The sequence below is a fragment of the Microbacterium testaceum StLB037 genome, assembly GCF_900104345.1.
GTDB lineage: Bacteria > Actinomycetota > Actinomycetes > Actinomycetales > Microbacteriaceae > Microbacterium > Microbacterium testaceum_A.
The window spans coordinates 212,997-237,650 of the sequence record NZ_FNJN01000003.1 but is presented as its reverse complement, the minus strand read 5'-3'; the positions used below and the strand labels follow the sequence as shown (position 1 = coordinate 237,650).

23 protein-coding genes and 1 tRNA gene are annotated in these 24,654 nt (G+C 69.8%); 18 read left to right on the top strand and 6 right to left on the bottom strand.

The window, feature by feature from the left end:
• The 4 genes from BLS25_RS07335 (at nucleotide 1) to BLS25_RS07320 (ending at nucleotide 3,400) form a co-directional block, all read left to right on the top strand.
• Nucleotides 1–75 (top strand) — tRNA-Val (locus BLS25_RS07335).
• A 522-nt stretch (nucleotides 76–597) separates the two neighbouring features.
• Nucleotides 598–2,397, top strand: coding sequence for a PPOX class F420-dependent oxidoreductase (locus BLS25_RS07330; RefSeq protein ID WP_074694952.1), 1,800 nt, complete (start codon nucleotides 598–600; stop codon nucleotides 2,395–2,397).
• 186 nt (nucleotides 2,398–2,583) lie between these two features.
• Nucleotides 2,584–2,967, top strand: coding sequence for a DUF7882 family protein (locus BLS25_RS07325; RefSeq protein WP_056231622.1), 384 nt, complete (start codon nucleotides 2,584–2,586; stop codon nucleotides 2,965–2,967).
• A 40-nt stretch (nucleotides 2,968–3,007) separates the two neighbouring features.
• Complete coding sequence (locus BLS25_RS07320) at nucleotides 3,008–3,400, top strand: TIGR03618 family F420-dependent PPOX class oxidoreductase (protein ID WP_074694951.1); 393 nt, start codon at nucleotides 3,008–3,010, stop codon at nucleotides 3,398–3,400.
• A gap of 3 nt (nucleotides 3,401–3,403) precedes the next feature.
• Here the strand turns inward: BLS25_RS07320 and BLS25_RS07315 are convergent, their stop codons facing one another.
• A complete protein-coding gene (locus BLS25_RS07315) occupies nucleotides 3,404–4,555 on the bottom strand; it encodes an SLC13 family permease (RefSeq protein WP_143017853.1) in 1,152 nt (383 codons plus the stop codon).
• 83 nt (nucleotides 4,556–4,638) lie between these two features.
• On the opposite strand from BLS25_RS07315, the gene thrS reads away from it, so the two are divergent.
• Genes thrS through BLS25_RS16865 form a run of 3 tightly spaced genes read left to right on the top strand, consistent with a single transcriptional unit; the run spans nucleotide 4,639 to nucleotide 7,906 of the window.
• The gene (gene thrS, locus BLS25_RS07310) at nucleotides 4,639–6,624 is read left to right on the top strand and encodes a threonine--tRNA ligase (protein WP_074694950.1); all 1,986 of its coding nucleotides are present in this window, start codon (nucleotides 4,639–4,641) and stop codon (nucleotides 6,622–6,624) included.
• Nucleotides 6,624–7,244, top strand: a complete 621-nt coding sequence (locus tag BLS25_RS07305) for an HIT family protein (RefSeq protein WP_074694949.1) — start codon at nucleotides 6,624–6,626, stop codon at nucleotides 7,242–7,244. The genes thrS and BLS25_RS07305 overlap by 1 nt, the downstream gene beginning before the upstream one ends.
• Nucleotides 7,245–7,300: 56 nt before the next feature.
• On the top strand, nucleotides 7,301–7,906 hold the full coding sequence (locus BLS25_RS16865) for a hypothetical protein (RefSeq protein ID WP_074694948.1): 606 nt from the start codon (nucleotides 7,301–7,303) through the stop codon (nucleotides 7,904–7,906).
• Nucleotides 7,907–7,934: 28 nt separating this feature from the next.
• On the opposite strand, the gene pdxY is transcribed toward BLS25_RS16865, so the two are convergent.
• Both pdxY and BLS25_RS07290 read right to left on the bottom strand, forming a co-directional pair.
• A complete protein-coding gene (gene pdxY, locus BLS25_RS07295; protein ID WP_056231639.1) occupies nucleotides 7,935–8,786 on the bottom strand; it encodes a pyridoxal kinase PdxY in 852 nt (283 codons plus the stop codon).
• Entirely contained in the window at nucleotides 8,783–10,123 is a 1,341-nt protein-coding gene (locus tag BLS25_RS07290; RefSeq protein ID WP_074694947.1) for an aminotransferase class I/II-fold pyridoxal phosphate-dependent enzyme, read from the bottom strand. The genes pdxY and BLS25_RS07290 overlap by 4 nt, the downstream gene beginning before the upstream one ends.
• Nucleotides 10,124–10,240: 117 nt before the next feature.
• On the opposite strand from BLS25_RS07290, the gene pdxS reads away from it, so the two are divergent.
• From pdxS to BLS25_RS07240, 10 genes are all read left to right on the top strand, one after another.
• Nucleotides 10,241–11,125 (top strand): pyridoxal 5'-phosphate synthase lyase subunit PdxS, encoded by an 885-nt coding sequence (gene pdxS, locus BLS25_RS07285; RefSeq protein WP_074694946.1) that lies wholly within the window; start codon nucleotides 10,241–10,243, stop codon nucleotides 11,123–11,125.
• Complete coding sequence (gene pdxT, locus BLS25_RS07280) at nucleotides 11,115–11,735, top strand: pyridoxal 5'-phosphate synthase glutaminase subunit PdxT (RefSeq protein WP_074694945.1); 621 nt, start codon at nucleotides 11,115–11,117, stop codon at nucleotides 11,733–11,735. The genes pdxS and pdxT overlap by 11 nt, the downstream gene beginning before the upstream one ends.
• 10 nt (nucleotides 11,736–11,745) lie before the next feature.
• Nucleotides 11,746–12,504, top strand: coding sequence for a YebC/PmpR family DNA-binding transcriptional regulator (locus BLS25_RS07275; protein WP_056231653.1), 759 nt, complete (start codon nucleotides 11,746–11,748; stop codon nucleotides 12,502–12,504).
• A 48-nt stretch (nucleotides 12,505–12,552) separates the two neighbouring features.
• The gene (gene ruvC / locus BLS25_RS07270) at nucleotides 12,553–13,155 is read left to right on the top strand and encodes a crossover junction endodeoxyribonuclease RuvC (protein WP_074695160.1); all 603 of its coding nucleotides are present in this window, start codon (nucleotides 12,553–12,555) and stop codon (nucleotides 13,153–13,155) included.
• Between the two features lie 9 nt (nucleotides 13,156–13,164).
• Nucleotides 13,165–13,785 carry a Holliday junction branch migration protein RuvA gene (ruvA, locus tag BLS25_RS07265; protein ID WP_074694944.1) on the top strand — a complete coding sequence of 207 codons (621 nt, stop codon included), beginning with the start codon at nucleotides 13,165–13,167 and terminating at the stop codon, nucleotides 13,783–13,785.
• Nucleotides 13,778–14,824: a Holliday junction branch migration DNA helicase RuvB gene (gene ruvB, locus BLS25_RS07260; RefSeq protein ID WP_056231660.1), complete on the top strand. Its 1,047-nt coding sequence runs from the start codon at nucleotides 13,778–13,780 to the stop codon at nucleotides 14,822–14,824. The genes ruvA and ruvB overlap by 8 nt, the downstream gene beginning before the upstream one ends.
• A gap of 80 nt (nucleotides 14,825–14,904) precedes the next feature.
• Nucleotides 14,905–15,348 carry a preprotein translocase subunit YajC gene (locus tag BLS25_RS07255; protein ID WP_056231662.1) on the top strand — a complete coding sequence of 148 codons (444 nt, stop codon included), beginning with the start codon at nucleotides 14,905–14,907 and terminating at the stop codon, nucleotides 15,346–15,348.
• Between the two features lie 48 nt (nucleotides 15,349–15,396).
• A complete protein-coding gene (gene secD, locus BLS25_RS07250; protein ID WP_074694943.1) occupies nucleotides 15,397–17,106 on the top strand; it encodes a protein translocase subunit SecD in 1,710 nt (569 codons plus the stop codon).
• Nucleotides 17,106–18,092: a protein translocase subunit SecF gene (gene secF / locus BLS25_RS07245; RefSeq protein WP_056231669.1), complete on the top strand. Its 987-nt coding sequence runs from the start codon at nucleotides 17,106–17,108 to the stop codon at nucleotides 18,090–18,092. The genes secD and secF overlap by 1 nt, the downstream gene beginning before the upstream one ends.
• An 89-nt stretch (nucleotides 18,093–18,181) precedes the next feature.
• Nucleotides 18,182–20,431 carry a RelA/SpoT family protein gene (locus BLS25_RS07240; RefSeq protein WP_074694942.1) on the top strand — a complete coding sequence of 750 codons (2,250 nt, stop codon included), beginning with the start codon at nucleotides 18,182–18,184 and terminating at the stop codon, nucleotides 20,429–20,431.
• Between the two features lie 13 nt (nucleotides 20,432–20,444).
• Here the strand turns inward: BLS25_RS07240 and BLS25_RS07235 are convergent, their stop codons facing one another.
• From BLS25_RS07235 to BLS25_RS07225, 3 genes are all read right to left on the bottom strand, one after another.
• Nucleotides 20,445–20,987, bottom strand: a complete 543-nt coding sequence (locus BLS25_RS07235; protein ID WP_074694941.1) for a type IV toxin-antitoxin system AbiEi family antitoxin — start codon at nucleotides 20,985–20,987, stop codon at nucleotides 20,445–20,447.
• A gap of 64 nt (nucleotides 20,988–21,051) precedes the next feature.
• Nucleotides 21,052–22,695: a DUF349 domain-containing protein gene (locus BLS25_RS07230; protein ID WP_081349730.1), complete on the bottom strand. Its 1,644-nt coding sequence runs from the start codon at nucleotides 22,693–22,695 to the stop codon at nucleotides 21,052–21,054.
• A 132-nt stretch (nucleotides 22,696–22,827) separates the two neighbouring features.
• Nucleotides 22,828–23,118: a dioxygenase gene (locus BLS25_RS07225; RefSeq protein WP_074694940.1), complete on the bottom strand. Its 291-nt coding sequence runs from the start codon at nucleotides 23,116–23,118 to the stop codon at nucleotides 22,828–22,830.
• Between the two features lie 117 nt (nucleotides 23,119–23,235).
• Between BLS25_RS07225 and BLS25_RS07220 the strand changes: the two genes are divergently transcribed.
• Nucleotides 23,236–24,654, top strand: coding sequence for a replication-associated recombination protein A (locus BLS25_RS07220; RefSeq protein ID WP_143017850.1), 1,419 nt, complete (start codon nucleotides 23,236–23,238; stop codon nucleotides 24,652–24,654).

Genomic DNA, 24,654 nt, shown 5'->3' with positions numbered 1-24,654 from the left:
GCGCGATTGGCGCAGCGGTAGCGCGCTTCCCTGACACGGAAGAGGTCACTGGTTCGATCCCAGTATCGCGCACCACCTGAAGAAGCCCCCGGTTCGCCGGGGGTTTCGTCGTTTCCGGACCATCTCGCGCAGGCCGCCCGCAGCTCAAGCGGTCGACCGGCACACATGCGGCCGTCGACCCTCGACACGAAGACACGCCAGCGGGCACGCACGGGCCCGACAGCGCGGCGGGTCGCCGTTCGCATCCCGAAGCACGGGGCTTCTCGCCGCTCCGCTCACTGCGCACGGGCCAAGGAAGGGCCGAGAGGTGCGCCGGGCGGGGCGAAGATCCGGGGTGGTCGTTCCCGCCGCCAGTAAGGGGGGCTGCGGAGTGCCTGGCGACGGGAACGAGACGAGATTATGCCGTGTCCACCGTTTGGGGGACACGTTCGGCGCAGTCTTGCGCTGTCCTTGCGCTGATCTTGCGCTGGCTTTGAGGTCCGCGGACCGGCTTGCACAGCGGGGCCATGGGTGCGGCTCAGTAGGGTGGCCAGACGCCTCCGCCACCCCCGCGGCAGGCGCGACGCACCGCTTCGGCGGAACAGGAAGCGAGAACGCGTGACGAGCGAAGCCCCCCTCTTCACCCCGCCGACGGGCCCCATCCGCGGACGCCGCGACGGTGCGGTGCTGCGGGCCAGTGGCATCCCGTATGCACGCGCGGAGCGCTTCGGTCGTCCCCTCCCTCTGCCGGACCGGGCTGACGACGACGTCTTCGAGGCCCTCGAGCCCTCGCCCGCCGCCCCGCAGGCACCCACTCCGCTGATCGACGCTCTCGGCGACCAGACCGGCGGCCTTCCGCTCCGCGAGGAGTGCCAGCACCTCTCGATCACCGTTCCGGCCGACCGCGGCGACACGGACGCCGCGCTGCCCGTGATGGTGTGGGTGCACGGCGGTGGCTACACCAGCGGTGCGGGTGATCTGCCCGTCTACGACCCCGCCGTCCTCGCGGCCGAGCAGCACGTCGTCGTCGTCACGGTCACCTACCGGCTCGGCGTACTCGGCTATCTCGGTGACGGAGCGGAGCGTCCTGCCAACCTCGGGCTCCTCGATCAGCTCGCCGCCTTCGAGTGGGTCCAGCGCAACATCGCGGCGTTCGGGGGAGACCCGGCCCGCGTGACGGCGTTCGGACAATCCGCGGGCGCCGACGCCGTGCTCCACCTCATGGCCGTCGACCGCGCTCGGGGGCTGTTCTCGCGCGCCATCGTGCAGAGCGCACCCATGGGCACCATGGGTGCGCGCGCCGGCCTCACGGCGGCGATGAGCGCGGCGACCGCGCAGCTTAGCCCGGCGACCCCGTCGGACGATCTGATGCACCTCCAGGCGGACGCGATGCAGGCCGCGCGCGGTTTCGGACGGTTCTCCCTGATGCCCTTCGCTCCGCAGCCCGGGTTCGACCCCCTGCCTCCCCACGGCGAGATCGCCGAGAGGTGGCTCGAGGGGGCCGCACGCATTCCCCTGCTGATCGGGGTCACCGCCGAGGAGACGCGGCTGTTCCTTCCCGGCGTGACGGCCCTGGACGGGTTGCGCGCCGTGCCGCTGCTGCACGCCCTCGCCTCCACGGTCCTCGACACCGCGATGAACGCGGTCGTCTACGGCCGCCCGGCCCGTCGCCTCGCCCGCGACTACCGCAGGGCGGGAGGGACGGCGCTGCGCTACGTCTTCCGGTGGCGGGCGAACGACCTCTACCGCGCCTCCCACGCGATCGAGGTGCCCTTCGTCTTCGGTACCGAGTCGACCGGGCCGCAGCTCGCGCCCTACGCCGGCGCGCGCCCCGACGAGCTCACCGCTGTCGGCCGGAGCGTCCGTGCGCTCTGGGGCGGCTTCGCACACGGGCGCATCGAGGAGATGGCATCCGTTCCCGGGGTTCTCGATCTGTTCGGACCTCGCGGCGGGCCGTCGGCGCAACCCATCGCCGCCGCTGCGACCGCCCAGTACGGTGAGACCATGACCGTCCCCGACACCCTGTGGCGCGAGATCGCGGCCTCGTCCTTCGTCTCGCTCGGCACCTATCGCCGCAACGGAGCCCTCGTGGCGGTCCCGGTGTGGGTCGCGCGCGACGGCGACGAGCTGGTCGTGACGAGCGAGCGGTCCACGGGCAAGGTGAAGCGTCTGCGCAACGATTCGCGCGTGACCCTGCAGCCCTGCAGCAGGATGGGCGCCGTCGAACCGGATGCCATCCGCGTCGAGGCGCACGGCCGGATCGCCGGCCCCGCCACGGACGACGCTCGCGCCGACGCCGCCCTCAAGCGCAAGTACGGCTTCCAGTACCGCGCGATCCTCGGCTTCGAGGCGTTCGTGCGTCGTCTGCAGCGCGAACCCGGCGACCGCGTCATCATCCGCATCTCGCGCGACACCTGATTCGCGGCATCCCTCCGCTTTTCTCCCGGCTTTATCCCGAAACCGCAATCTCCCGCAAGGGGGTTTGCGTGAACGTCGATTCCGAGGGACGGTGCACGCAGAGAAAGCGGTCGCCGCCCCCCGACCTCCGCGTTCGACTTCTCGCCGAGAGGCGCCGGGCCGCGGGCGGCACCGACGGGAGTCACCATGGGCAAGTTCATCTACGACGGCAACATCAAGGTCGATTTCGAGGACCGGCTGCTCGCGCACCTGCAGGCGGTGATCATGGCGAAAGTGCGTCGCGGCGAGAGCTTCCCGTTCACCTGGAAAGACGACATCAGCACGGGCGGGGGGCGCACGACGGTCTACATCCACCCGTACGTGTCGCTGGTGTTCAAATTCCACGGCAGTCGAACTCCGCAGCTGAGCACCGCGTGGCTGCACGCGCTGACCTACAACGCGAACTCCGGCCGCGGCCTGTACGTCGTCACCGAGCCCGACGAATTCGTTCCGCGCGAGAGCAGCCGCCGCGAGGAAATGGTCTTCAGCGAGGTGCCGAACGATCAGGCCCCGCATTCCGTCGGGTCCTGACCGGGGAATGGATGCCGCCACCCCGGCTGTTGCACCGAGCATGAGCGACTGGACCCGCACCAAGCCGTACTTCGAGACCGACGCCGTCGCGCACCTCGCGACGCTCATGCGCGACGGGTCGCCGCACTCGATCCCGCTCTGGGTCGGAGTCGACGGGGACCGCCTGATGCTGTTCACCGAGGTCGACACCCTGAAGGACCGCAACCTTCAACGTGACCCGCGCGTGGCCGTCTCGGTCACCGCCGCCGACAACAGTTACTCGATGGCGTTCGTGCGCGGGGTGGCCGTCGAACGGATCGACGGCGACGAGGCCCTGCCCTACGTCGACCGGATCTCGCGGCTGTACACCGGCGAGGCGTACGGTCTGCGAACGGGCCTGGCCGTGTGGTTCATCGAGCCCCACAAGGCCTGGTCGCGAACGTACGAGGACTGACACTCACCAGACGAGCGGCAGGACCCCGAGGAACAGGATCAGCGGCGCGATGATCGCGCCGAGCAGGATGAACCGACTCCACCGCACCTCGATGCCCGCGGCGACCAGGCGGTCGTGCCAGAGGAGGGTGGCCAGTGACGCCCACGGCGTGACGATCGGCCCGGCGTTCACGCCGATCAGCAGCGCCGCGAGGCGCGCGGGGGAGCCCGCCACCGACTCGAGGGCGAGGTAGGCGGGGAGGTTGTTGATGCCGTTCGCCGCGAGGGCTCCGACACCCGCCAGCTGCCACAGCGACACCAGGTCATCTCCGGAACCGGCGAGCACCGAGGTGATGCGCCCGATCCCCAGGGCCTCGAGCGCCCCGACGGCGAGGAACAGGCCCCCCGCGAACACCAGCAGCGACCAGGGCACCAGACGGATGCCGAGAGCTCGCGGCGCGCGCCAGGCGAACGCCGCGATGAGCACCACCGCGGCGGCCGTGGCCGGCATCCACGGTTCGAGCCCGACGACCAGCAGGGGCAGCAATGCAACCGTCACCACCGCGGAGATGCGCAGGAGGACGCGGTCGGACACGTCCGGGGCGGTCGCATCGGGGTAGGTCTTCGGCAGCCGGCGGAGGAACACGACCGTCAGCACGACGACCGAGACCACGATCGCGATGAGCGCCGACGGCCCGAGGAGCGCGAGGAAGGCGATGGGGTCGTGGCCCCCGCCCAGGGCATCGGATGCGAGCAGGTTGGTCAGGTTCGACACCGGCAGCACCAGAGACGCGGTGTTCGCGAGCACGACGGTGACGAACGCGAAGGGGAGCGGATTCAGCTTTCGCGCCACCGCCATCGCCACCACCACGGGGGTCAACAGAACAGCGGTGGTGTCGAGGGAAAGGAACGCCGTGGCGACGGTGGCCAAAGCCACGACCAGCACCCACAACAGCGCGGTGCGCCCGCGGGCGAGCTTCGCCAACCGCGCGGCCACGACGTCGAAGAGCCCCGCCTTCGAGGCGAGTTCGGCGACGATCGTCACGGCCACGACGAACAGCAGGATGGGCCAGACGCGGTCGGCGACGGCGAGAGCGGCGTCGGCGGGGAAGACGCCGGTGAGCAGCGCGATGATCCCGAGGACCCAGAGCACGCCGCCGATGATGGCCAAAGTCACCGCTCCACTATGGGGCACGTTGCGTGCCGTCGAGACCACGCCCGCCCGGTAGCCTGGAAACGACCCCTTTCAGGAGATGTTCTGTGACTGATTTCCCCGCCGATGGCTTCGCCCTCTTCCCCGACCGTTCGGTCGTCGCTCTGCGCGTCAACGGGGAGTTGAAAGACCTGGCCACGACCGTGACGGCCGACGACCAGGTGGAGCCGGTCACGATCGACAGCGCCGACGGCCTCTCGATCCTGCGCCACTCGACCGCACACGTCCTCGCGCAGGCCGTGCAGCGTGTCAAGCCCCAGGCCAACCTGGGCATCGGCCCGCCCGTCACCGACGGCTTCTACTACGACTTCCAGGTCGACGAGCCCTTCACCCCTGACGACCTCAAGGTCATCAAGAAGGAGATGGAGCGCATCGTCCGCGAGAACCAGCGCTTCGTGCGTCGCGTCGTCACCGACGACGAGGCCCGCGCCGAGCTGGCCGACGAGCCGTTCAAGCTCGAGCTCATCGGGCTCAAGGGCGGCTCGGCCGAGGCCGCGGAGGGCGCGTCCGTCGAGGTCGGCGCCGGCGAGCTGACCATCTACGACAACGTCACCCGCGACGGCGAGACCGCGTGGAAAGACCTGTGCCGCGGACCCCACGTGCCCGGCACGCGCCTCATCGGCAACGGCTGGGACCTCACCCGCATCGCCGGCGCCTACTGGCGCGGCAGCGAGAAGAACCCCCAGCTGCAGCGCATCTACGGCACCGCATGGCCCACCAAGGACGAACTGCGCGCCTACCAGCACCGCCTCGAAGAGGCGGCCAAGCGCGACCACCGCAAACTCGGCAAGGAGCTCGACCTCTTCTCGTTCCCCGACGAGATCGGTCCGGGGCTGTCGGTGTTCCATCCCAAGGGCGGCATCATCCGCCACGAGATCGAGCGTTACATGCGCGAGCGCCTGCTCGCGAGCGGCTACGAGGTCGTGAACACCCCGCACATCACCAAGGGCGACCTGTTCATGACGAGCGGCCACCTGCAGTGGTACGCCGACGGCATGTACCCCCCGATGGTGCTCGACGAGGTGACGGATGCCGACGGGCACGTCTCGCGCGAGGGCCAGGAGTACTACCTCAAGCCCATGAACTGCCCGTTCCACAATCTGATCTTCCGCTCGCGCGGACGCAGCTACCGCGAGCTGCCGCTGCGCCTGAGCGAGTTCGGATCGGTGTACCGCTACGAGAAGAGCGGAACTCTCTCGGGCCTCACGCGCGTGCGCGGCATGACCCAGGACGACACCCACATCTACGTCACCGCCGACCAGGTGAAGGGCGAGCTGACCCACAGCCTCGACTTCGTGCTGCAGACCCTGCGCGACTACGGCCTGAACGACTTCTACCTCGAGCTGTCGACGAAGGAGGAGGGCAACCCGAAGTTCATCGGCGACGACGCCCTCTGGACCGAGGCGACCGAGACACTCCGCGAGGTCGCCGAGGCGTCGGGCCTCGAGCTCGTGCCCGACCCGGGTGGGGCCGCGTTCTACGGCCCCAAGATCTCGGTGCAGGCGCGCGACGCGATCGGGCGCACCTGGCAGATGTCGACCATCCAGCTCGACTTCAACCAGCCCGAGCGCTTCGAGCTCGAGTACACCGGCCCCGACGGCGAGAAGCACCGCCCCGTGATGATCCACCGCGCCCTCTTCGGCTCGGTCGAGCGCTTCTTCGCGATCCTGCTCGAGCACTACGCTGGCGCGTTCCCGGTGTGGCTCGCCCCCATGCAGGTCGTGGCCGTTCCGGTGGCCGCCGAGTACGGCGACTACCTGCAGGGCATCGTCGCCGACCTCAAGACCAAGGGCGTGCGCGCCGAGGCCGACCACAGCGACGACCGCATGCAGAAGAAGATCCGCACGCACACCACGCAGAAGGTGCCGCTCATGCTGATCGCTGGAGAGCAGGACCGCTCCAACGGCACGGTCTCGTTCCGCTTCCGCGACGGCACGCAGCTCAACGGCATCCCGGTCGATGAGGCCGTCGCGCGCATCACGGGCGCGATCGCCCAGCGCACCCTCGTGAACACCGCGGAGGACCTGGCGTGATGAGCGATCCGGATGCCGTCGGGGCGGGCTCGTCGTCGGATTCCGCTACGACGCGCGCCGTCGACGGGTCCGGATCGCACACGACCGATGCGGAACTCGTCGACGCCGCGACCCTTCCCGGCGTGCCCGACGAGTTCCAGCGCCTGTGGACGCCGCACCGCATGGCCTACATCTCGGCCGGGCGCGAGCCGATGGAGAAGACCTGTCCGTTCTGCGCCGCGCCCGACAAGAGCGACGAGGACGGGCTGATCGTCGCGCGGGGGAAGACGGCGTACGTGCTGCTGAACCTGTTCCCGTACAACTCCGGTCACCTGCTGGTGTGCCCGTACCGCCACATCGCGACGTACGACCAGGCCACCGACGAAGAGGTCGCCGAGATCGGCGCGCTCACCCAGCGCGGCATGAGGGTGCTGCGCGCGGTGTCGAACTGCGACGGCTTCAACCTCGGTATGAACCAGGGAGCGATCGCGGGGGCGGGTGTCGACGCGCACCTGCACCAGCACATCGTTCCCCGGTGGGCGTCGGATGCCAATTTCTTCCCCATCATCGCGAAGACCAAGGCCCTGCCGCAGCTGCTCGGCGACGTTCGCCAGGCGGTCGCCGACGCCTGGGAAGTGTGAAACGGGTTATCCACAAGCCCCACTCCCGGGCCGGGCGTTCTCGCTACCGTGACGGTATGAACGCTCGGACTCGCCCTCTGGTTCTCTCCCTCACTCTCGCTGCCGTGCTCCTCGCGACGACGGCGTGCATCCCGCTGCCGAGCCCCCTGGGGCCGGACGGTGCCGAGGGGCGGCCGACGTCCGCTCCGGACGCGGCGCAGAGTCCCGCGCCCGAGGAGTCGACCACGGTCGACCCCGACGACGTCGGCGACGTCTTCGCGGAGCGCGAGGAGTACTTCCGCGAGCAGCAGCTCCCGATGGACGGTTCCCCCCTGGTCGCGGTGACGCCCGCCCAGAAGGAGTTCATCGCCGAGCAGCGCGCCTACGTCGAGCAGCAGGGGTCGACGTGGACGGCGACTGACGAGAGCCTCGCCCTCGCCCTGGCGGGCGACGCGTGCGAGACGGCGATCCTGAATCGCCACCAGATCGACGCCACGACCATGAGCACGCACGTGGCCACCTCGCCGCTGTTCGCCCAGCTCATTCCGAGCGACCTCCAGGGCGCCGCGCGCACGCAGGCCGAGAAGCCGATCGCGAGCGTCATGGTCTTCGGCGCGACCTTCATGTGCCCCGCGGACGGCGAGCAGTGGCTCGCCGCCTACCAAGAGGTCTACGGGGGCTGAGCCTGAGGTCCGGCGCTCGCGCCTCGGCTCAACGCACCTGACGGACGGCGAACTGCAGGCGCGGGTGCGCGTACGCCTCCTGCGATTCCACGAGTCGGAGTTCGCGCGAGCCGGCCTCGAACGTGTTCGAGAGCAGGTCGAAGACGCTGGATGCCGTGCGCGCGAGCGCATCGGCTGCGTCGCCGGTGCGGCGGTAGTGCGCCGTGAACAGCGCCGCCGTGACGTCCCCCGAGCCGTTCGCCTTCATGGGGATCAGGGGCGTCTGCACGATCCACGCCCCGGCATCGTCGACGACCATCATCTCGATGGTGTCGGGCGCGCGGTCGGGGCGCTCAACGCTCGTGACGAGCACCGTCCGCGGGCCGCGGGCGCGCAGCATGTCGGCGGACTCGAGCGTCGAGTCGATGCTGCCGGGCTCGGTGTCGGTGAGGAAGCCGAGCTCGAACTGATTCGGGGTCAGGATGTCGGCGACCGGCACGACGCGCTCGCGCAGCAGCACCGGGATCGCGGGCGCCACGAAGCACCCCGATTTGGCGTTGCCCATGACGGGGTCGCAGGCGTACACGGCATCCGGGTTCGCCTTCTTCACCCGCGCGACCGCGTCGATGATGACGTCGGCGATGCCCTCGCCGCCCTGGTATCCCGAAAGCACCACGTCGATTTCGGGGAAGACGCCGCGGTCTTCGATGCCCTGGATCACGGCGGCGACGTCATCGGGGGCGATGAGCGGACCGCGCCACGCGCCGTAGCCGGTGTGGTTGGAGAAGTTCACGGTGTACACCGGTAGCACCTCGACGCCGATGCGCTGCAGGGGGAAGACGGCGGCGGAGTTGCCGACGTGTCCGAACGCGACGGCCGACTGGATCGAGAGAACCTTCATGCGTCGATCCTCCCACTTCCTCCTGATCCGCGAAGCACGCCCGCGGCACGCGCGAGGTCGTCGGCAAGGGCTTCGGCCGAGGTCTCGTCGAGGTCGTGGACGGTCAAGCGCAGGAACGCGCCGGCCGGGTCGGGGGAGAGGAAGAACGGATCCCCCTCGCGCACCAGCCATCCGCGGCGCATGAGCTCTTCACGCACCACCGCGGCCGGAACCGGCAGCGGCACCCACAGGTTGAGACCGTCGCCCGGGGACACCGGTAGCCCCCGCTCGGTGAGGGCGGCCGCGAACGCCGCGTTGCGCGCGGCGTAATGCTCGGCGGCCGCCTCGATTCCGGCGCGCACGGCGTCGTCGGTGACGAGGGCGAGGGTCATGCGCTGCAGGATGTGGCTCACCCAGGTGGTGCCGGGCGTGAGGCGTACGGCGAGGCCGTCGGCGGTGTCGGGATCGGATGCCGTGACGGCGAGGCACGTGTCGGGTCCGAGGAACTTCGACATCGAGCGGATACGCGCCCATCGGCGCTGCGCGGGCCCGATGACGGAGTGCAGGGGAGCGCGGGACAGCAGGGAGAAGTGGTCGTCCTCGATCACGAGGACGTAGGGGTGCTCCGCGAGGACGTCGCGCAGCGCCGCGGCGCGTTCGGCGCTGAGACTGGCCCCCGTGGGGTTGTGCGCGCGGGGCGTGCAGATCACCGCGCGAACGCCGGCGTCCAGGGCCGCGCGCAGCCCGTCGACGGTCATGCCCTCGGCATCCACCGCCACCGGAACCGCACGGTACCCGCCGGTGCGGACCGTGTGCAGGGCCGAGAGGAAGCACGGGTCTTCGAGCGCCACGGCGTCGTCGCGCTGCAGGGCCTGGGCGAGCAGGCGCTCGATCGCATCGCTCGCGCCGCTCGTCACGGTGATCAGCAGGTCGTCGTGGGGGAGGTGGTCGGACATCCAGCCGCGGGCCCACGCCTCCAGGCCCGGGTCGATAACCGGCTCGCCGTAGAGGACCGGTCGGGCTGAGCGCGCCAGGGCGGCCGTCGGGTCGGGGATGAGTGCGGGGTCGGGGTTGCCGGTGCCCACGTCGCGCAGCACCGTGTCGGGCGCGTACCCCTCCTGCGCGACGGCCGTGCGGTCCGCAACGCGCGTGCCGCTTCGGCCGCGAGCCTCGACTAATCCGGCCTGGGCGAGTTGCCGGTAGGCGGCGACGACGGTGTTGCGGTTGACGCCGAGGTCGCCGGCGACGGCGCGCACGGAGGGCAGCAGCGTGCCTGGAGGGAGCTCGCCGCGCTCGATGCGCTCGCGCAGATCAGCGGCGATGGCCGATGCCGAACGCCCGGTGATGTCGATGGTCATAGGCCCCCCTGGGTCACGAACAGCCTATGTCCTGAGCCGTGCTACGGTTTGGCCTAAGCCAATGATCGCGCCCCGAAGCGCGGAAGCACGCGCCGCACGGCGCGGAACGGAGTGGACATGACCGACACCGGAACCTCCCGCGTCAAGCGCGGTCTCGCCGAGATGCTCAAGGGCGGCGTGATCATGGACGTCGTCACCGCCGAGCAGGCGCGCATCGCCGAAGACGCCGGCGCCGTCGCCGTCATGGCGCTCGAGCGCGTGCCCGCCGACATCCGCGCCCAGGGCGGCGTCGCGCGCATGAGCGACCCCGACCTGATCGACGACATCATCGCCTCGGTCTCGATCCCCGTCATGGCGAAGGCCCGCATCGGCCACTTCGTCGAGGCGCAGATCCTGCAGGAGCTCGGCGTCGACTACATCGACGAGTCCGAGGTGCTCTCGCCCGCCGACTACGTCAACCACATCGACAAGTGGAACTTCACCATCCCCTTCGTCTGCGGGGCGACCAACCTCGGCGAGGCCCTGCGTCGCATCACCGAGGGCGCGGCGATGATCCGTTCCAAGGGCGAGGCCGGCACGGGCGACGTGTCGGAGGCGACCAAGCACATCCGCACGATCCGCAGCGAGATCAACGCCCTGCGCGCCAAGACCAAGGACGAGCTCTACGTCGCGGCGAAGGAGCTGCAGGCGCCCTACGACCTCGTCGCCGAGGTCGCCGAGACCGGCGAGCTGCCCGTCGTGCTCTTCACCGCCGGGGGAGTGGCCACTCCGGCCGACGCCGCCATGATGATGCAGCTCGGCGCCGACGGCGTGTTCGTGGGCTCCGGCATCTTCAAGTCGGGCAACCCCGCACAGCGCGCAGCGGCCATCGTGAAGGCGACGACCTTCCACGACGACCCCAAGGTCGTGGCCGAGGCGTCGCGCGGACTCGGCGAGGCGATGGTCGGCATCAACGTCGCCGACCTCCCCGCCCCGCACCGCCTGGCCGAGCGTGGTTGGTAACACCCCTCGCGTCGGAGTGCTCGCGCTGCAGGGCGACGTGCGCGAGCACCTCGCCGTGCTGCGCGGGCTCGGCGCCGACGCGCAGCCCGTGCGTCGACCCGACGAGCTCGCCGCCGTGGAGGGCCTGGTCCTCCCCGGCGGCGAGTCGAGCGTGATTGACAAGCTCGCCCGCGCCTTCGGTCTGTTCGACCCGATCCGCGCGGCGATCGCCGACGGCATGCCCATGTACGGCACGTGCGCGGGGCTCATCCTGCTCGCCGACCGCATCGACGGCGCGATCACGGGCCAGCAGACGTTCGGCGGCATCGACGCGCGCGTCGCGCGCAACGCCTTCGGCAGCCAGACCGCGTCGTTCGAGACCGAGCTCGACGTGCCCGTCCTGGGCGAGCCGCCGATGCACGCAGCATTCATCCGGGCGCCCGCGGTCGTCGAATGGGGACCGGATGCCGAGCCCCTGGCATCCCTCCCCGATGGGCGCGTCGTGGCGATCGAGCAGGGCGTGCTGATGGGCACCGCATTCCACCCCGAATCGACGGGGGAGACGCGCTTCCACGAGCGGTTCCTGGACCACGTCACGAGCAGACGCGGGATGAGCGTGCCCGCGCTCTAGACTGGAAGCTATGTCCGGACACTCCAAATGGGCCACGACCAAGCACAAGAAGGCGGTCATCGACTCCCGTCGCGCCAAGTCGTGGGCCAAGCTCATCAAGAACATCGAGGTCGCGGCGAAGCTCGGTGGAGCCGACCTCCAGGGCAACCCCACCCTCTTCGACGCCGTCCTCAAGGCGAAGAAGACCTCGGTCCCCAAAGACAACATCGATCGCGCGATCAAGCGCGGTGCCGGTATCGGCGGCGAAGCCGTCGAGTACTCGTCGATCATGTACGAGGGATACGGCCCCAACGGCGTCGCCTTCCTCATCGAGTGTCTGACCGACAACAAGAACCGCGCCGCGGCCGAGGTGCGCACCGCTCTCAGCCGTAACGGCGGCACCCTCGCCGACCCGGGCAGCGTCGCCTACAACTTCAGCCGCAAGGGCGTCATCGTCGTCCCCTCCGAGGGCACCACCGAAGACGACGTCATGCTCGCCGTCCTCGAGGCGGGCGCCGAAGAGGTCGAGCCGCACGGCGACGGCTTCGGCGTCATCACCGAGGCCTCCGACCTGGTGTCGGTGCGCTCCGCCCTGCAGGATGCCGGCATCGAGTACGACTCGGCCGACGTCGAGTTCGTGCCCTCGCTCAAGGTCGAGGTCGACGCCGACACCGCTCGCAAGGTGTTCCGCCTCATCGACGCCCTCGAAGACAGCGACGACGTGCAGAACGTCTACACCAACTTCGACATGAGCGCCGAGGTGCAGGCCGAGCTCGAGAACGACGAGTAAGGGCGCGCCCTCGATCTCGACACGGCCCCTGCGCTTAGCGTGGGGGCCGTGTCTCGTTCCCTCCGCGTCCTCGGCATCGACCCCGGCCTGACCCGATGCGGCCTCGGTGTCGTCGACGTCTCGCCGAACCGCACGGCCTCGCTCGTGCACGTGGGCGTCGCCCGTTCCGCACCCACCGATCCGATCGAGAAGCGTCTCGCGGCGATCGCCGCCGGCATCCGCGACGTGCTGGTCACCCATCAGCCGCATGTGGTCGCCGTCGAGCGCGTCTTCGCGCAGAACAACCTCCACTCGGTGATGGGCACGGCCCAGGCCAGCGGCATCGCGCTGCTGCTGGCGGCCGAGCACGGATTGACGGCCGCGACGCACACCCCCAGCGAGGTCAAGGCCGCGATCACCGGGTACGGCTCCGCCGACAAGCTGCAGGTGCAGACGATGGTCGCCCGCGTGCTGCGCCTCGACGCGCTTCCCCAGCCGGCGGATGCCGCCGACGCTCTCGCGATCGCCCTCTGTCACGCCTGGCGCGGGGGAGCAGCCGCCGCCTCGGCCCATGACGCGCTGACCCCCGCTCAGAAGGCCTGGAGGGATGCCGAGAAGAAGCGGACCCCGCCGAAGCGTGTCGCTCGAACACATGTACGAACAGGCGCGTAGGCTGGCCGGATGATCTCCTCGCTTCACGGCACGGCGGCTCACGTCGCCGACGACTCGCTGGTCATCGTGGTCGGGGGAGTCGGCTTCTCCGTCGCGGTCACCGCCCAGCTCGCGCGCACGGTGCACGTCGGCGACGACATCCACCTGCACACGAACCTCATCGTGCGCGAGGACGCCCTATCGCTCTACGGCTTCGAGGCTCGCGAAGAGCTGACCGTCTTCATCCAGCTGATCAGCGTGACCGGCGTCGGTCCGAAGTCCGCACTCGGGGTGCTGTCGTCGCTCACGGTGCCGCAGATCGCCCAGGCCGTGGCCGACGACGACGACGCCCCGTTCCGACGCGTCTCCGGCATCGGCCCCAAGACGGCCAAGCTCATCGTGGTGCAGCTCGCCGGCAAGCTCCAGGTCGCGCCCTCCGCGGCTCCCGCCACCGCCTCGGCGCACGGCCAGGTGCCCCTGCAGGTCACGCAGGCCCTCGTGGGCCTGGGCTGGACGGAACGGACGGCGGCCGAGGCCGTGGCATCCGTCGCCGAATCCGCCTCCGAGGCCGACCGCGCCTCGGTCCAGTCGTTGCTCCGACTCACGCTCGCCCTGCTGGGCCCGGCCCGCAAGGAGAGCGTGAGTGGCTGACGTCCGAGACGCCGGGACCCCCGACGACGAGGTCGAACTCGCGATCGAAGGGGCCCTGCGCCCCACCTCCCTCGCCGAGTTCGTCGGTCAGCAGAAGGTTCGCGGCCAGCTGCAGCTCCTGCTCGACGCCGCGCGCATCCAGCAGCGCTCTCCCGACCACATCCTGCTCTCCGGCCCTCCCGGGCTCGGCAAGACCACCCTCGCGATGATCGTCGCGCACGAGAGCGGGCGGCCGCTGCGCTTGTCGAGCGGGCCGGCGATCCAGCACGCGGGCGACCTCGCGGCCCTGCTGTCGTCGCTCACGCCGGGGGAGGTGCTCTTCATCGACGAGATCCACCGCATGGCACGCTCGGCCGAAGAGATGCTGTATCTCGCGATGGAGGACTTCCGCATCGACATCATGGTCGGCAAGGGCGCGGGAGCGACCAGCATCCCCCTCGACCTGGCCCCCTTCACCCTGGTGGGAGCCACGACACGCGCGGGCCTCCTGCCGAACCCCCTGCGCGACCGCTTCGGTTTCACCGCGCACCTCGAGTACTACGAGCCTGAAGAGCTCGAGAGGGTGGTCTCACGCTCGGCATCCATGCTCGATGTCGGCCTCCCGGGCACGGCGCGCTCCGAGATCGCCCGGCGCTCCCGGGGAACGCCCCGTATCGCGAACCGTCTGCTCCGGCGTGTCCGGGACTATCTCGTCGTGAACGGTCCGTCGACCGGCACCGACGAGGGCCACGCCGACGTGCGGACGGTGGGCGCCGCGCTCGATCTCTACGACGTGGATGCCATCGGGCTCGACCGCCTCGACCGAGCCGTCCTCGACGCCCTCGTCCGCCGCTTCCGCGGGGGACCGGTGGGGCTCAGCACCCTCGCCGTGGCCGTGGGAGAAGAGCCCGAGACCATCGAATCGGTCGTCGAGCCCTACCTCGTGCGGATCGGATTCATGGGCCGCACTCCCCGCGGACGCGTGGCGACTCCGGAGGCCTACGACCACCTCGGAGCCCCTCACCCGGACGGCATGCTCCGGTTCAGCCAGGGGTCATGACCTATACTCGGCGAGGGATTCCCCGACCCACGCTAGGCAGTGCCGCACGGCGCGCCTGATCTGAAAGGTGCACCGCCTCCATGGACTCCAGTTTCCTCCTGCTCATTCTGTTCGCGGGCCTGCTCGTCTTCATGTTCCTGAGCTCCCGCCGTCGCATGAAGAAGCAGAAGGCCGAGCTCGAGCAGAAGGCCCGCGAGACGGTCCCCGGTGCCGAGGTGCTGCTGCAGGGCGGCCTCTACGGCACGATCGTCGAGTACGACGGTGAAGACCTCGACAAGCCCGCGCACGTCGAGATCGCTCCCGGCGTCGTCATCAAGGTGCACAGCCAGGCCATCCTCCGTATCGTCGACTCGGCTGCCGGCACCGTGACCGAAGACGAGTACATCGAAGCCGAAGAGACCGAGGCCGAGTACATCGCCGGCGTCGCCGACGGTGACATCACCTCGATCAGCGACGACCAGCGTGCCGCCCGCCAGCACGCCGCCGACGCCGAGCGTGACGACAAGGACCGCCCCGCGGTCTGATCGCCCCCTCCCGCCTTTTCGTTCACCGCCGCACAGAAAGCCGACTCCGTGGCGCCCTCGACTCCCGTCCGTCACGCCTGGCGCGTTTTGACCGGATTGCTCGCCATCACCGGCGTGCTCTTCGGCATCAACGCGCTGGGCGTGTACGTGTTCAATGCCAGCTCCTGGACCCCCGAGCTCGCGCTCGACCTCCAGGGCGGCACGCAGATCATCCTGCAAGCCCAGACCACCGACGGCGCCGCGCCCGACAGCGAACAGCTGGCGCAGGCCGTCACGATCATCCGCCAGCGCGTCGACGCGTCGGGCGTGGGTGAAGCCGACGTGGCCACCGAGGGTGGCCGCAACATCGTCGTGCAGATCCCCGGCCAGGCAGACGATGCCACGCGACAGCGCATTCAGTCCTCGGCTCAGCTGCAGCTGCGCCCGGTGCTGTTCACCGGTTCGCCGGCGACCACGTTCGTGGGTCAGGACGGCGTGACCACGCCCTACCCGACACCCGACCCGAACCTGCCGTCGACGCCCACCGCATCGCCCACCAACGCGAGCGACCCGGCGTACATCACCCCGGCCCTGCAGGCGCAGTTCCTCGCGTACGACTGCGCGAACCCGCCGAGCAACCCGGCGCAGGCCCCGGCCGACCAGCCGATGATCACGTGCGGGACGAACGACGGGCAGAAGTACATCCTCGGCCCCGTCGAGCTCGACGGCACCGACATCTCGAACGCCACCAACGGCCAGGAGCAGAACACCGGGCAGTGGGCGGTCAACCTCGTCTTCAACGACCAGGGCACGCAGAAGTTCGCCGAGATCAGCCAGCGCCTCTACGGTGCACAGCCGCCGCTGAACCAGTTCGCGTTCGTGCTCGACGGGTCCGTCCTGTCGGCGCCGTCGATGAACGGCATCATCGTCGACGGTCGCCCCAGCATCACGGGATCGTTCACGCAGGAGTCGTCCAAGGCCCTCGCCGACCAGCTGAAGTACGGCGCGCTGCCGCTCAGCTTCCAGGTGGTCAGCTCCGACACCGTGTCGGCGACGCTCGGCTCGCAGCAGCTGCAGGTCGGTTTCATCGCCGGTCTCATCGGCCTCGGGCTGGTGGCGATCTACTCGCTGATCGTCTATCGAGCGCTCGGCACGGTGATCATCGCTTCGCTCGGCGTGATGGCCGTCCTGACCTATCTCGCCCTGTGCATCCTCGCGTGGCGTGCCGGCTTCCGACTCTCGCTCGCGGGTGTGGCCGGCCTGATCGTCACCATCGGCTTCACGGCGGACTCCTTCATCGTCTACTTCGAGCGAATACGAGACGAACTGCGTGACGGCAAGTCGATCACGGCAGCCGTCGAAGACGGATGGTCGCGCGCCAAGCGCACGATCTACATCTCGAAGTCGATCAACATCCTCGCGGCGGTGGTGCTGTACATCCTCGCGGATGCCACGGTGAAGGGCTTCGCGTTCACCCTGGGTCTCACGACGGCCATCGACATCCTCATCTTCATCCTGTTCACCCACCCGGTGATGCAGCTGCTCGCTCGCACGCGTTTCTTCGGCTCGGGTCACCCCCTGTCGGGCATGGACCCGAACGCGCTCGGCGCCGTCTACCGCGGACGCGCGCAGTTCCGCGCCCCCGTGGTCGAGGCGGGCCGGGTGAAGAAGTCGCGCGGCGAGGCGCAGCGTCGACAGACGATCGCCGAACGCAAGCAGGCCGAGCTGGCCGCCGCCAGCCGCGGCGATAGCCGCTCCACGAAGGAGGGAGACGACTGATGCGCTCCATGTCGCAGCTCGGTAACGACCTCTACTCGGGGAAGACGTCCTTCCCGTTCGTGCAGCGTCGGCGCCTCTGGTTCATCATCGCCGCGGTTCTGGTCATCGGTGCGGCCCTCGTGCCGTTCATCCGCCCCGTGCAGTTCTCGATCGAGTTCACGGGCGGCTCGCAGTTCACGGTCTCGAACCCGTCGACGTTCGATCAGGGCCTTGCGACGCAGGCCGTGACGTCGGTGGTTCCGGACGCGACGACCCGCGTCACCACGATCAGCGACCAGTCGGTCCGCGTGCAGACCGACCAGTTGGACAACGACCAGACGCAGGCCGTCTCCGCAGCCCTCGCGACCGCCTACAAGGTGCCGGCATCCGAGATCACCAACTCGTTCATCGGACCGACCTGGGGCAACGACGTCACGCGCCAGTCGCTCTGGGGTCTGTCGATCTTCCTCGCGTTGACGTTCCTCATCCTCGCGCTGTACTTCCGCACCTGGAAGATGTCGGTCGCCGCGATCATCGGCCTCGTCGACGTCCTCGTCATCACGATCGGCGTCTACGCCGTCTTCGGATTCGAGATCTCGCCGGCTGCCGTCATCGGCTTCCTCACGATCCTGTCCTACGCGCTGTACGACACGACGGTCGTCTTCGACAAGGTGAGGGAGAACACCAGAGAGGACGGCGAGATCTCCGGACGCACGTTCTCGGAGTCGGTGAACCTCGCCGCCAACCAGACGCTGATCCGCTCGATCAACACCACGGTGGTCGCCATCCTGCCGGTGGGCGCGATCCTCTTCATCGGTGTGCCGCTCGGTGCGCGCACGCTCAGCGATATCTCGCTGTCGATCTTCGTCGGCACGATCGTCGCCGCGTACTCGACGCTGTTCGTCGCCGTGCCGATGTACGCGCTGCTGCGCGAGAAGGAGAAGCCGATCGCTCTGCGCGACGCCCGCGTCGTGTCGGCCCGTGAGAAGGCGGGCGTCCCGGCCTGACGGCCGGGGCTCCCGCCCCTCGGGCCCGCACCTGGGACCCCCGCCGCGAGGCATAGAATCGATCTACTGGCCGTAAGGAAGGGGTAGCGATGACCGAGACCGCTTCCTCCGCGCCGCCGCCGTCCTCTCTGCGACGGCTGGTTCCGCGAATCTTCTCGCGCGCGGCCCGTCGTGACGACGTCGACAAGCTGCTCCGCACGGTCCGCACGCATCACCCCAAGGGCGACCTCGCGATCATCGAGCGCGCCTACGCCGTGGCCGACAAGGCGCACGACGGGCAGAAGCGGCAGAGCGGCGAGCCGTACATCACGCACCCCCTGGCGGTCGCGCAGATCCTGGCCGAGCTCGGCCTCGGCCCCAAGGCGATCGCCGCCGCGCTGCTGCACGACACCGTCGAAGACACGGGCTATCCGCTCGACGAGCTCGCCGCCGACTTCGGCGACGAGGTCGCGATGCTCGTCGACGGCGTCACCAAGCTCGACAAGGTCAAGTACGGCGACAGCGCGCAGGCCGAGACGGTCCGCAAGATGATCGTGGCGATGTCGAAAGACATCCGCGTGCTGCTCATCAAGCTCGCCGACCGACTGCACAACGCGCGCACCTGGGGATTCGTGCCGCCGCACAAGGCCGCGAAGAAGGCCACGGAAACCCTCGAGATCTACGCTCCGCTCGCGCATCGCCTCGGCATCCAGGCGATCAAGAGCGAACTCGAGGACCTGTCGTTCGCGGTGATGCACCCCAAGCTCTACGCCGAGATCGACAGCCTGGTCAAGCAGCGCACGCCCCAGCGCGAGCAGTACGTGCAGAACGTCATCGACGCCGTCGACGCGGACCTACGCGAACTCCGCGTTCGCGGCCGGGTGATGGGCCGACCCAAGCAGCTGTACTCCGTGTACCAGAAGATGGTGGTCCGCGGTCGCGAGTTCGACGACATCTACGACCTCATCGGCATCCGAATCCTGGTCGGCACCGTGCGCGATTGCTACGCCGTGCTCGGTGCGATCCACGCGCGGTGGACACCGCTGCCTGGCCGTTTCAAGGACTACATCGCCACGCCCAAGTTCAACCTGTACCAGTCGCTGCACACCACGGTGATCGGCCCCGGCGGGCGCACGGTCGAGATCCAGATCCGCACGCACGAGATGCACCAGCAGGCGGAGTTCGGCGTCGCCGCGCACTGGAAGTACAAAGAGCGGATGGCGGGCGGGAAGGCCGACGCCAAGGCCGTCGACGCCGACATGGCGTGGATCGCTCACATCTCCGACTGGCAGGCCGAGACCGCCGACCCGGGGGAGTTCCTCGACTCGCTCCGCTTCGAGATCGGCGCGAAAGAGGTCTACGTCTTCACCCCGAAGGGACGCGTGGTGGGCCTTCCCACCGGCGCGACCCCGGTCGACTTCGCGTACGCCGTGCACACCGAGATCGGTCACCGCACGATGGGCGCCAAGGTCAACGGCCGCCTGGTGCCGCTCGAGTCGACCCTCCAGAGCGGCGACGTCGTCGAGGTGTTCACCTCGAAGAACCCCGATGCCGGCCCCAGCCAGGACTGGCTCGGTTTCGTCAAGAGCACCCGCGCGCGCAACAAGATCCGCGGCTGGTTCACGAAGGAACGCCGCGAAGAGGCCATCGAGCAGGGCAAGGACTCGATCGCCCGCGCCATGCGTCGGCAGAACCTGCCCCTGCAGCGCCTCATGAACCAGGATTCGTTCACCGAGGTCGCCCGACTCTTCCACTACGAGGACGTCTCCGCGCTCTACGCCGCGGTCGGCGAGGGGCACGTCTCCACGCAATCGGTGATCGAGAAGGTCACCGCTCTCGTCAACGTCGAAGAGACCAGCACCGGCCCCATCGACATCCCCGTCGGCCGCACCCGTGCTCCGCGTGGCGGCGACTCCGGCGTCCTCGTGCGTGGAGCCCCCGACATCCTCGTCAAGCTCGCCAAGTGCTGCACCCCCGTTCCGGGCGACGAGATCGTCGGTTTCGTTACGCGCGGCAGCGGGGTGTCGGTCCACCGCGGCGACTGCACGAATGTGAAGTCGCTGAAGGAGGAGCCCGATCGTCTGATCGACGTCGAGTGGGCGCCGACGACGAAGAGCGTCTTCCTGGTGCAGATCCAGGTCGAGGCCCTCGACCGCTCGGGGCTGTTGAGCGACGTCACGCGCGTGCTGAGTGAGCACCACGTGAACATCCTCTCGGCGACCGTGTCGACCACGAACGATCGCCTCGCGCTCAGCAAGTTCGTGTTCGAGATGGGCGACACCGTGCACCTCGACCGTGTGCTCAACGCCGTGCGGCGCATCGACGCGGTCTACGACGTGTACCGCGTCACCTCGTCGTAGCACGGGGGACGGATCACCTCTGCGCCGCGACGTCGGCCAGGAGCGCTGCGCCCCTCCTCCCGTACGGGAACGTCGGGTGCCGGGCCAGCCATGCCTGGGCCTCGTGTCGCGATTCGACATCGGATGCCGCCCACTCGATCGCCGCGGCACGCTCATCCTCGTCGTCGGAACGCGCGAGGTCGGCGAGCGTTCGCCCCGGTGTGCTGAGGTGAACGCCCGCCACGAGGGTCGTGTCGGCGGCCGGGAGTCTCACGTCGTGGAACACCGCCCGGGTCGCGTCACGCGCGCGCGTCCGCGTCGGCCCCACCCGCTGGAGGTGATGCCGTCTCGGCTCGGTCGCCGTGCCGCCGTGCACCCACGCCGCCGTCAGCCGCACCCCGGCCCACCGTTCGCCGAGCAGAGGAGACAGGCTCCGTGCCCGCATCCAGACCGTCTCGACCGCGTCGGCCGGCATGAAACCCTCGCCGAGCGGCACCAGCAGGCCGTCGAGGCACGCCGCGCTGAGCTCGGTCAACGCGAGACGCTCCCCGGGGAAGAACAGAAAGGGCGACACCATCCCGTCAGTGTGACGGAGCGGTGTCGCCCGTGACGGTCGAACCGTCGAACTGTGGAGAACCCGATCAGCCGCCGAGGGCGCGCAGCCAGGTGCGACGCGCTTCGAGCGCCTCCGACGCCTGCGCGGCGGCACGCTTGTCGCCGCGCGACTCGGCCTCGGCCAGCTCGGCCTCGAGCTTGTCGATCGCGTCGGTGAGCTGACGCGTCATGTCGTTGGCGCGGGCCTTCTGCTCGGGGTCGTTGCGCTTCCAGTCGGCGTCTTCGCGGGTGCGCACGCTCTGCTCGATCTTGCGGAGCTCGTCGTCGAGGACGCGCTCCTTGTCGCGCGGGAAGATGCGTCCGATCTCGTCCCACTGACGCTGGATGGCGGTCAGCTTCTGACGGGCCGTGGCGAGGTTCTTCTCGTCGACGATCGGCGCGGCCTGCTCGAGGAGGGCGCGCTTCTGCTCGATCTTCTCCTTCGAGGCCTCGGCGTCGGCGGACTCGCGCTCGATGCGGGCTCCGTAGAGCGCGTCGCCGGCGGCCTTGAACCGAGCCCACAGCGCGTCATCGACCTTGCGGCCGGCGCGGCCCGAGGCCTTCCACGCGTCGAGGAGGTCGCGGTACGCCCCGATCCCGTCTTCGCCACGCGGGGCGAGGGCCTCGGCGCGCTCGACGAGACGCGTCTTGGCCTCGCGGGCCGCCTTGTGGGTCTCGTCGAGCGACGAGAAGAACTCGCGGCGATGACGATCGACTGTGGCGCGCGCGTCGCGGAAGCGGCGCCACAGCTGCTGCGCGGTCGACTTCGACAGGCGGGGACCGTTCTGCTGGTGGGCCTGCCACCGGTCGAACAGCGCCGTCATGTCGGCGGTCATCTGCTTCCACTGGACCGTCTGCGGGTCGCGGGCGGCGAGGGCCTCGGCCTCTTCGACGATCGCGGTGCGCTCGCGCACGGCCTCTTCAGTGGCCTGCTTGGCGGCGACGGCCTCGGTCTCACTCGCTTCGGCGAGCTCTGCGGTGAGGGCGTCGACGCGGGCGATGAGAGCGGCGAGGTCGCCCACCGCGGCCGCACCCTCGAGCTTGCCGCGAAGGGTCTTCGCCGTCGAACGCAGATCCGACGCCGACGCGCCTCCGCGACGGTGGCGCGTCTCGATCAGCGTGACCTCACCGGCCAGGTCCGAGAACTTGCGCTGGAAGTAGGCCAGCGCCTCGGCCGGCGTGCCGTCGGGGTACTGACCCACGACGCGCCAGTCGTCGCCCTCGCGGACCGAGACGGTTCCCTCGTCGTCGACGCGGCCCCAGGGCTGGGTGGCCGAGGTGGACGCGGTCTTGCCGGGAGGGGGTCCGGGCAGTCGCACGCCGGGACGCGGGGCGGCGGGCTGCGCGGCGACGGACTGCTCGGCGGGAGCGGCGTCGCCCTCAGACGTGGCGGCCTCTTCGTCTTCGGCCGACGCTTCGGCAGCCGGCGCATCGGCAGCGAGCTCTTCGGCAGCGGGCTCCTCAGCGGTGGGCGCGGCGGGGGGCGCGGGGTCAGCGGCATCCGTCGACTGCTCGTCGAGCGACGGGTCGTCGGACGAGGCGTCGGCGTCGGGAGCGGAGGGGTCCTCGGCTGGAACGGCGTCGGGAGCGTCGGTTTCCGCCTCGACCGGGGTCGTGGCGGTGGGATCGACCTCGGCGGTGCTCGCGTCGTCGCGCGGGTCGGAGGTCTCGGGAGTGGGAGCGGAAGTCACGGGTAGCACCTCATCGCGGCAGAACCGCCTGGGGGAGAAGGACCCTCCGAGCCTAGTACGCGCGACCGCTCCGACACAGGATCGTCGTTCCCGCCCCGCCACGCCGCCGATCCGGCGGCGCGGGAGGATCGCTCAGGGTGCGGTCGACTCCGAGGGAAGCGGGGCCGGGATCTCGGTCGGGACGGGGGTCTCGGGGCTGACCGTCGACGACGGTTCGGGGGTCGGCGCTCCGGGGCCGGTCACGAAGTACGCCGTCTGCAGGGCGATCGCCCCGGCGATCACGAGGAGCCCGACGATCAGGCCGACGAGGTTGTCACGGGTGCGGCGGCGTCCCTGACGGTCGTGGAGCTCGAGTCGAGCCTGGTAGGCGCGCGCACGCTCGCGCTGCTCTCGGGTCCGCCGGTCTTTCCCACGCGCCGCCACATCGACCTCCTCCGCCCGTCCGGGCCCCTCGATCCTACAAACAGCGGTCGGGGTGTCTCGGATCGCGGCGGGGGCACGGGAGGTCCCCGTGTCGGAGGCCCCGGTTAGCCTGGACACGTGACCCCTTCCTCCGCGCTCTTCCAAGGCCAGACGCCGCTGGCGGTGCGCATGCGGCCGGTGAGCCTCGACGAGGTGGCCGGCCAAGGACATCTGCTGCGCCCCGGGTCGCCGCTGGTCACTCTCGCGACGACCGACTCCTCGGCATCCGTCTCGGCCGCCTCGGTCATCCTGTGGGGTCCGCCCGGCACCGGCAAGACCACGCTGGCGCAGGCGATCGCCCGGTCGTCCGGGCGGCGTTTCGTCGAGCTCTCCGCCATCACGGCGGGTGTCAAAGACGTGCGCGAGGTCATGCAAGAAGCGCTGACGCAGCGAGATCTGTACGGCCAGTCGACCATCCTCTTCCTCGACGAGATCCACCGCTTCACCAAGGCGCAGCAGGACGCCCTGCTGCCGGGTGTCGAGAACGGCTGGGTCGTGTTGATCGCCGCCACCACCGAGAACCCGTCGTTCTCGGTCATCTCTCCCTTGCTTTCGCGCTCTCTTCTCCTCACCCTCCGCCCGCTCGGCGACGACGACCTCGGTGCTCTCGTCGACCGGGCCGTGACCGACCCGCGTGGTCTGGCCGGTCGGGTGGTGCTCGACGACGACGCCCGGGCGGCCCTGGTGCGTCTAGCCTCGGGTGACGCGCGACGCGCTCTCACCGCCCTCGAGGCCGCGGCTTCGGTCGCGGGTGACGACGCGGGGGCCCCGGCTCCTGCGGCCCGCGACGATGACGACGACGAAGACGAAGACGACGACGAACAGGACCCCGGCCCGTTCACGGGCGAGGGCGACGAACTGCCCGTCATCACCGCCGACCACATCGCCCAGGCCGTCGACCGCGCCCTGCTGCGCTACGACCGGCAGGGAGACGAGCACTACGACGTCATCAGTGCCTTCATCAAGTCGGTGCGGGGGTCGGATCCGGATGCCGCGATCCACTACCTCGCGCGCATGATCGAGGCGGGGGAGGACCCCCGCTTCATCGCGCGGCGCCTGGTCATCTCGGCCGCCGAGGACATCGGCATGGCCGACCCGCAGGCCCTGCAGATCGCGGTGGCCGCGGCCGACGCGGTGGCGTTCATCGGCATGCCCGAGGGGCGGATCCCGCTCGCCGAGGCCACGGTGTACCTGGCCACGACCGCAAAGTCGAACGCCGCCTACAACGCCATCAACGCCGCGATCGCCGACGTGCGCGCCGGCGGCTTCGGTCGCGTGCCGATGCACCTGCGCGACGCGCACTATCCCGGGGCCAGACGCCTCGGACACGGCAAGGGCTACAAGTACGCGCACGACAGCGACATCGGCATCGTCACGCAGCAGTACCTGCCCGACGAGCTCGTCGGCAAGCGGTACTACGAACCCACCAGTCACGGTGCCGAACGCGACGTCTCGGCACGCCTCGAGAAGATCCGTCGCATCCTCGAGGGTCGGTGA

What these genes read in the sequence shown, in the direction of transcription:
- BLS25_RS07325 (WP_056231622.1), top strand. Translation starts at nt 2,584, where the DNA reads ATGGGCAAGTTCATCTACGACGGCAACATCAAGGTCGATTTCGAGGAC.
- BLS25_RS07320 (WP_074694951.1), top strand. Translation starts at nt 3,008, where the DNA reads ATGAGCGACTGGACCCGCACCAAGCCGTACTTCGAGACCGACGCCGTC.
- BLS25_RS07305 (WP_074694949.1), top strand. Translation starts at nt 6,624, where the DNA reads ATGAGCGATCCGGATGCCGTCGGGGCGGGCTCGTCGTCGGATTCCGCT.
- BLS25_RS16865 (WP_074694948.1), top strand. Translation starts at nt 7,301, where the DNA reads ATGAACGCTCGGACTCGCCCTCTGGTTCTCTCCCTCACTCTCGCTGCC.
- pdxY (WP_056231639.1), bottom strand. Translation starts at nt 8,786, where the DNA reads ATGAAGGTTCTCTCGATCCAGTCGGCCGTCGCGTTCGGACACGTCGGC.
- BLS25_RS07290 (WP_074694947.1), bottom strand. Translation starts at nt 10,123, where the DNA reads ATGACCATCGACATCACCGGGCGTTCGGCATCGGCCATCGCCGCTGAT.
- pdxS (WP_074694946.1), top strand. Translation starts at nt 10,241, where the DNA reads ATGACCGACACCGGAACCTCCCGCGTCAAGCGCGGTCTCGCCGAGATG.
- BLS25_RS07275 (WP_056231653.1), top strand. Translation starts at nt 11,746, where the DNA reads ATGTCCGGACACTCCAAATGGGCCACGACCAAGCACAAGAAGGCGGTC.
- ruvA (WP_074694944.1), top strand. Translation starts at nt 13,165, where the DNA reads ATGATCTCCTCGCTTCACGGCACGGCGGCTCACGTCGCCGACGACTCG.
- BLS25_RS07255 (WP_056231662.1), top strand. Translation starts at nt 14,905, where the DNA reads ATGGACTCCAGTTTCCTCCTGCTCATTCTGTTCGCGGGCCTGCTCGTC.
- secF (WP_056231669.1), top strand. Translation starts at nt 17,106, where the DNA reads ATGCGCTCCATGTCGCAGCTCGGTAACGACCTCTACTCGGGGAAGACG.
- BLS25_RS07240 (WP_074694942.1), top strand. Translation starts at nt 18,182, where the DNA reads ATGACCGAGACCGCTTCCTCCGCGCCGCCGCCGTCCTCTCTGCGACGG.
- BLS25_RS07235 (WP_074694941.1), bottom strand. Translation starts at nt 20,987, where the DNA reads ATGGTGTCGCCCTTTCTGTTCTTCCCCGGGGAGCGTCTCGCGTTGACC.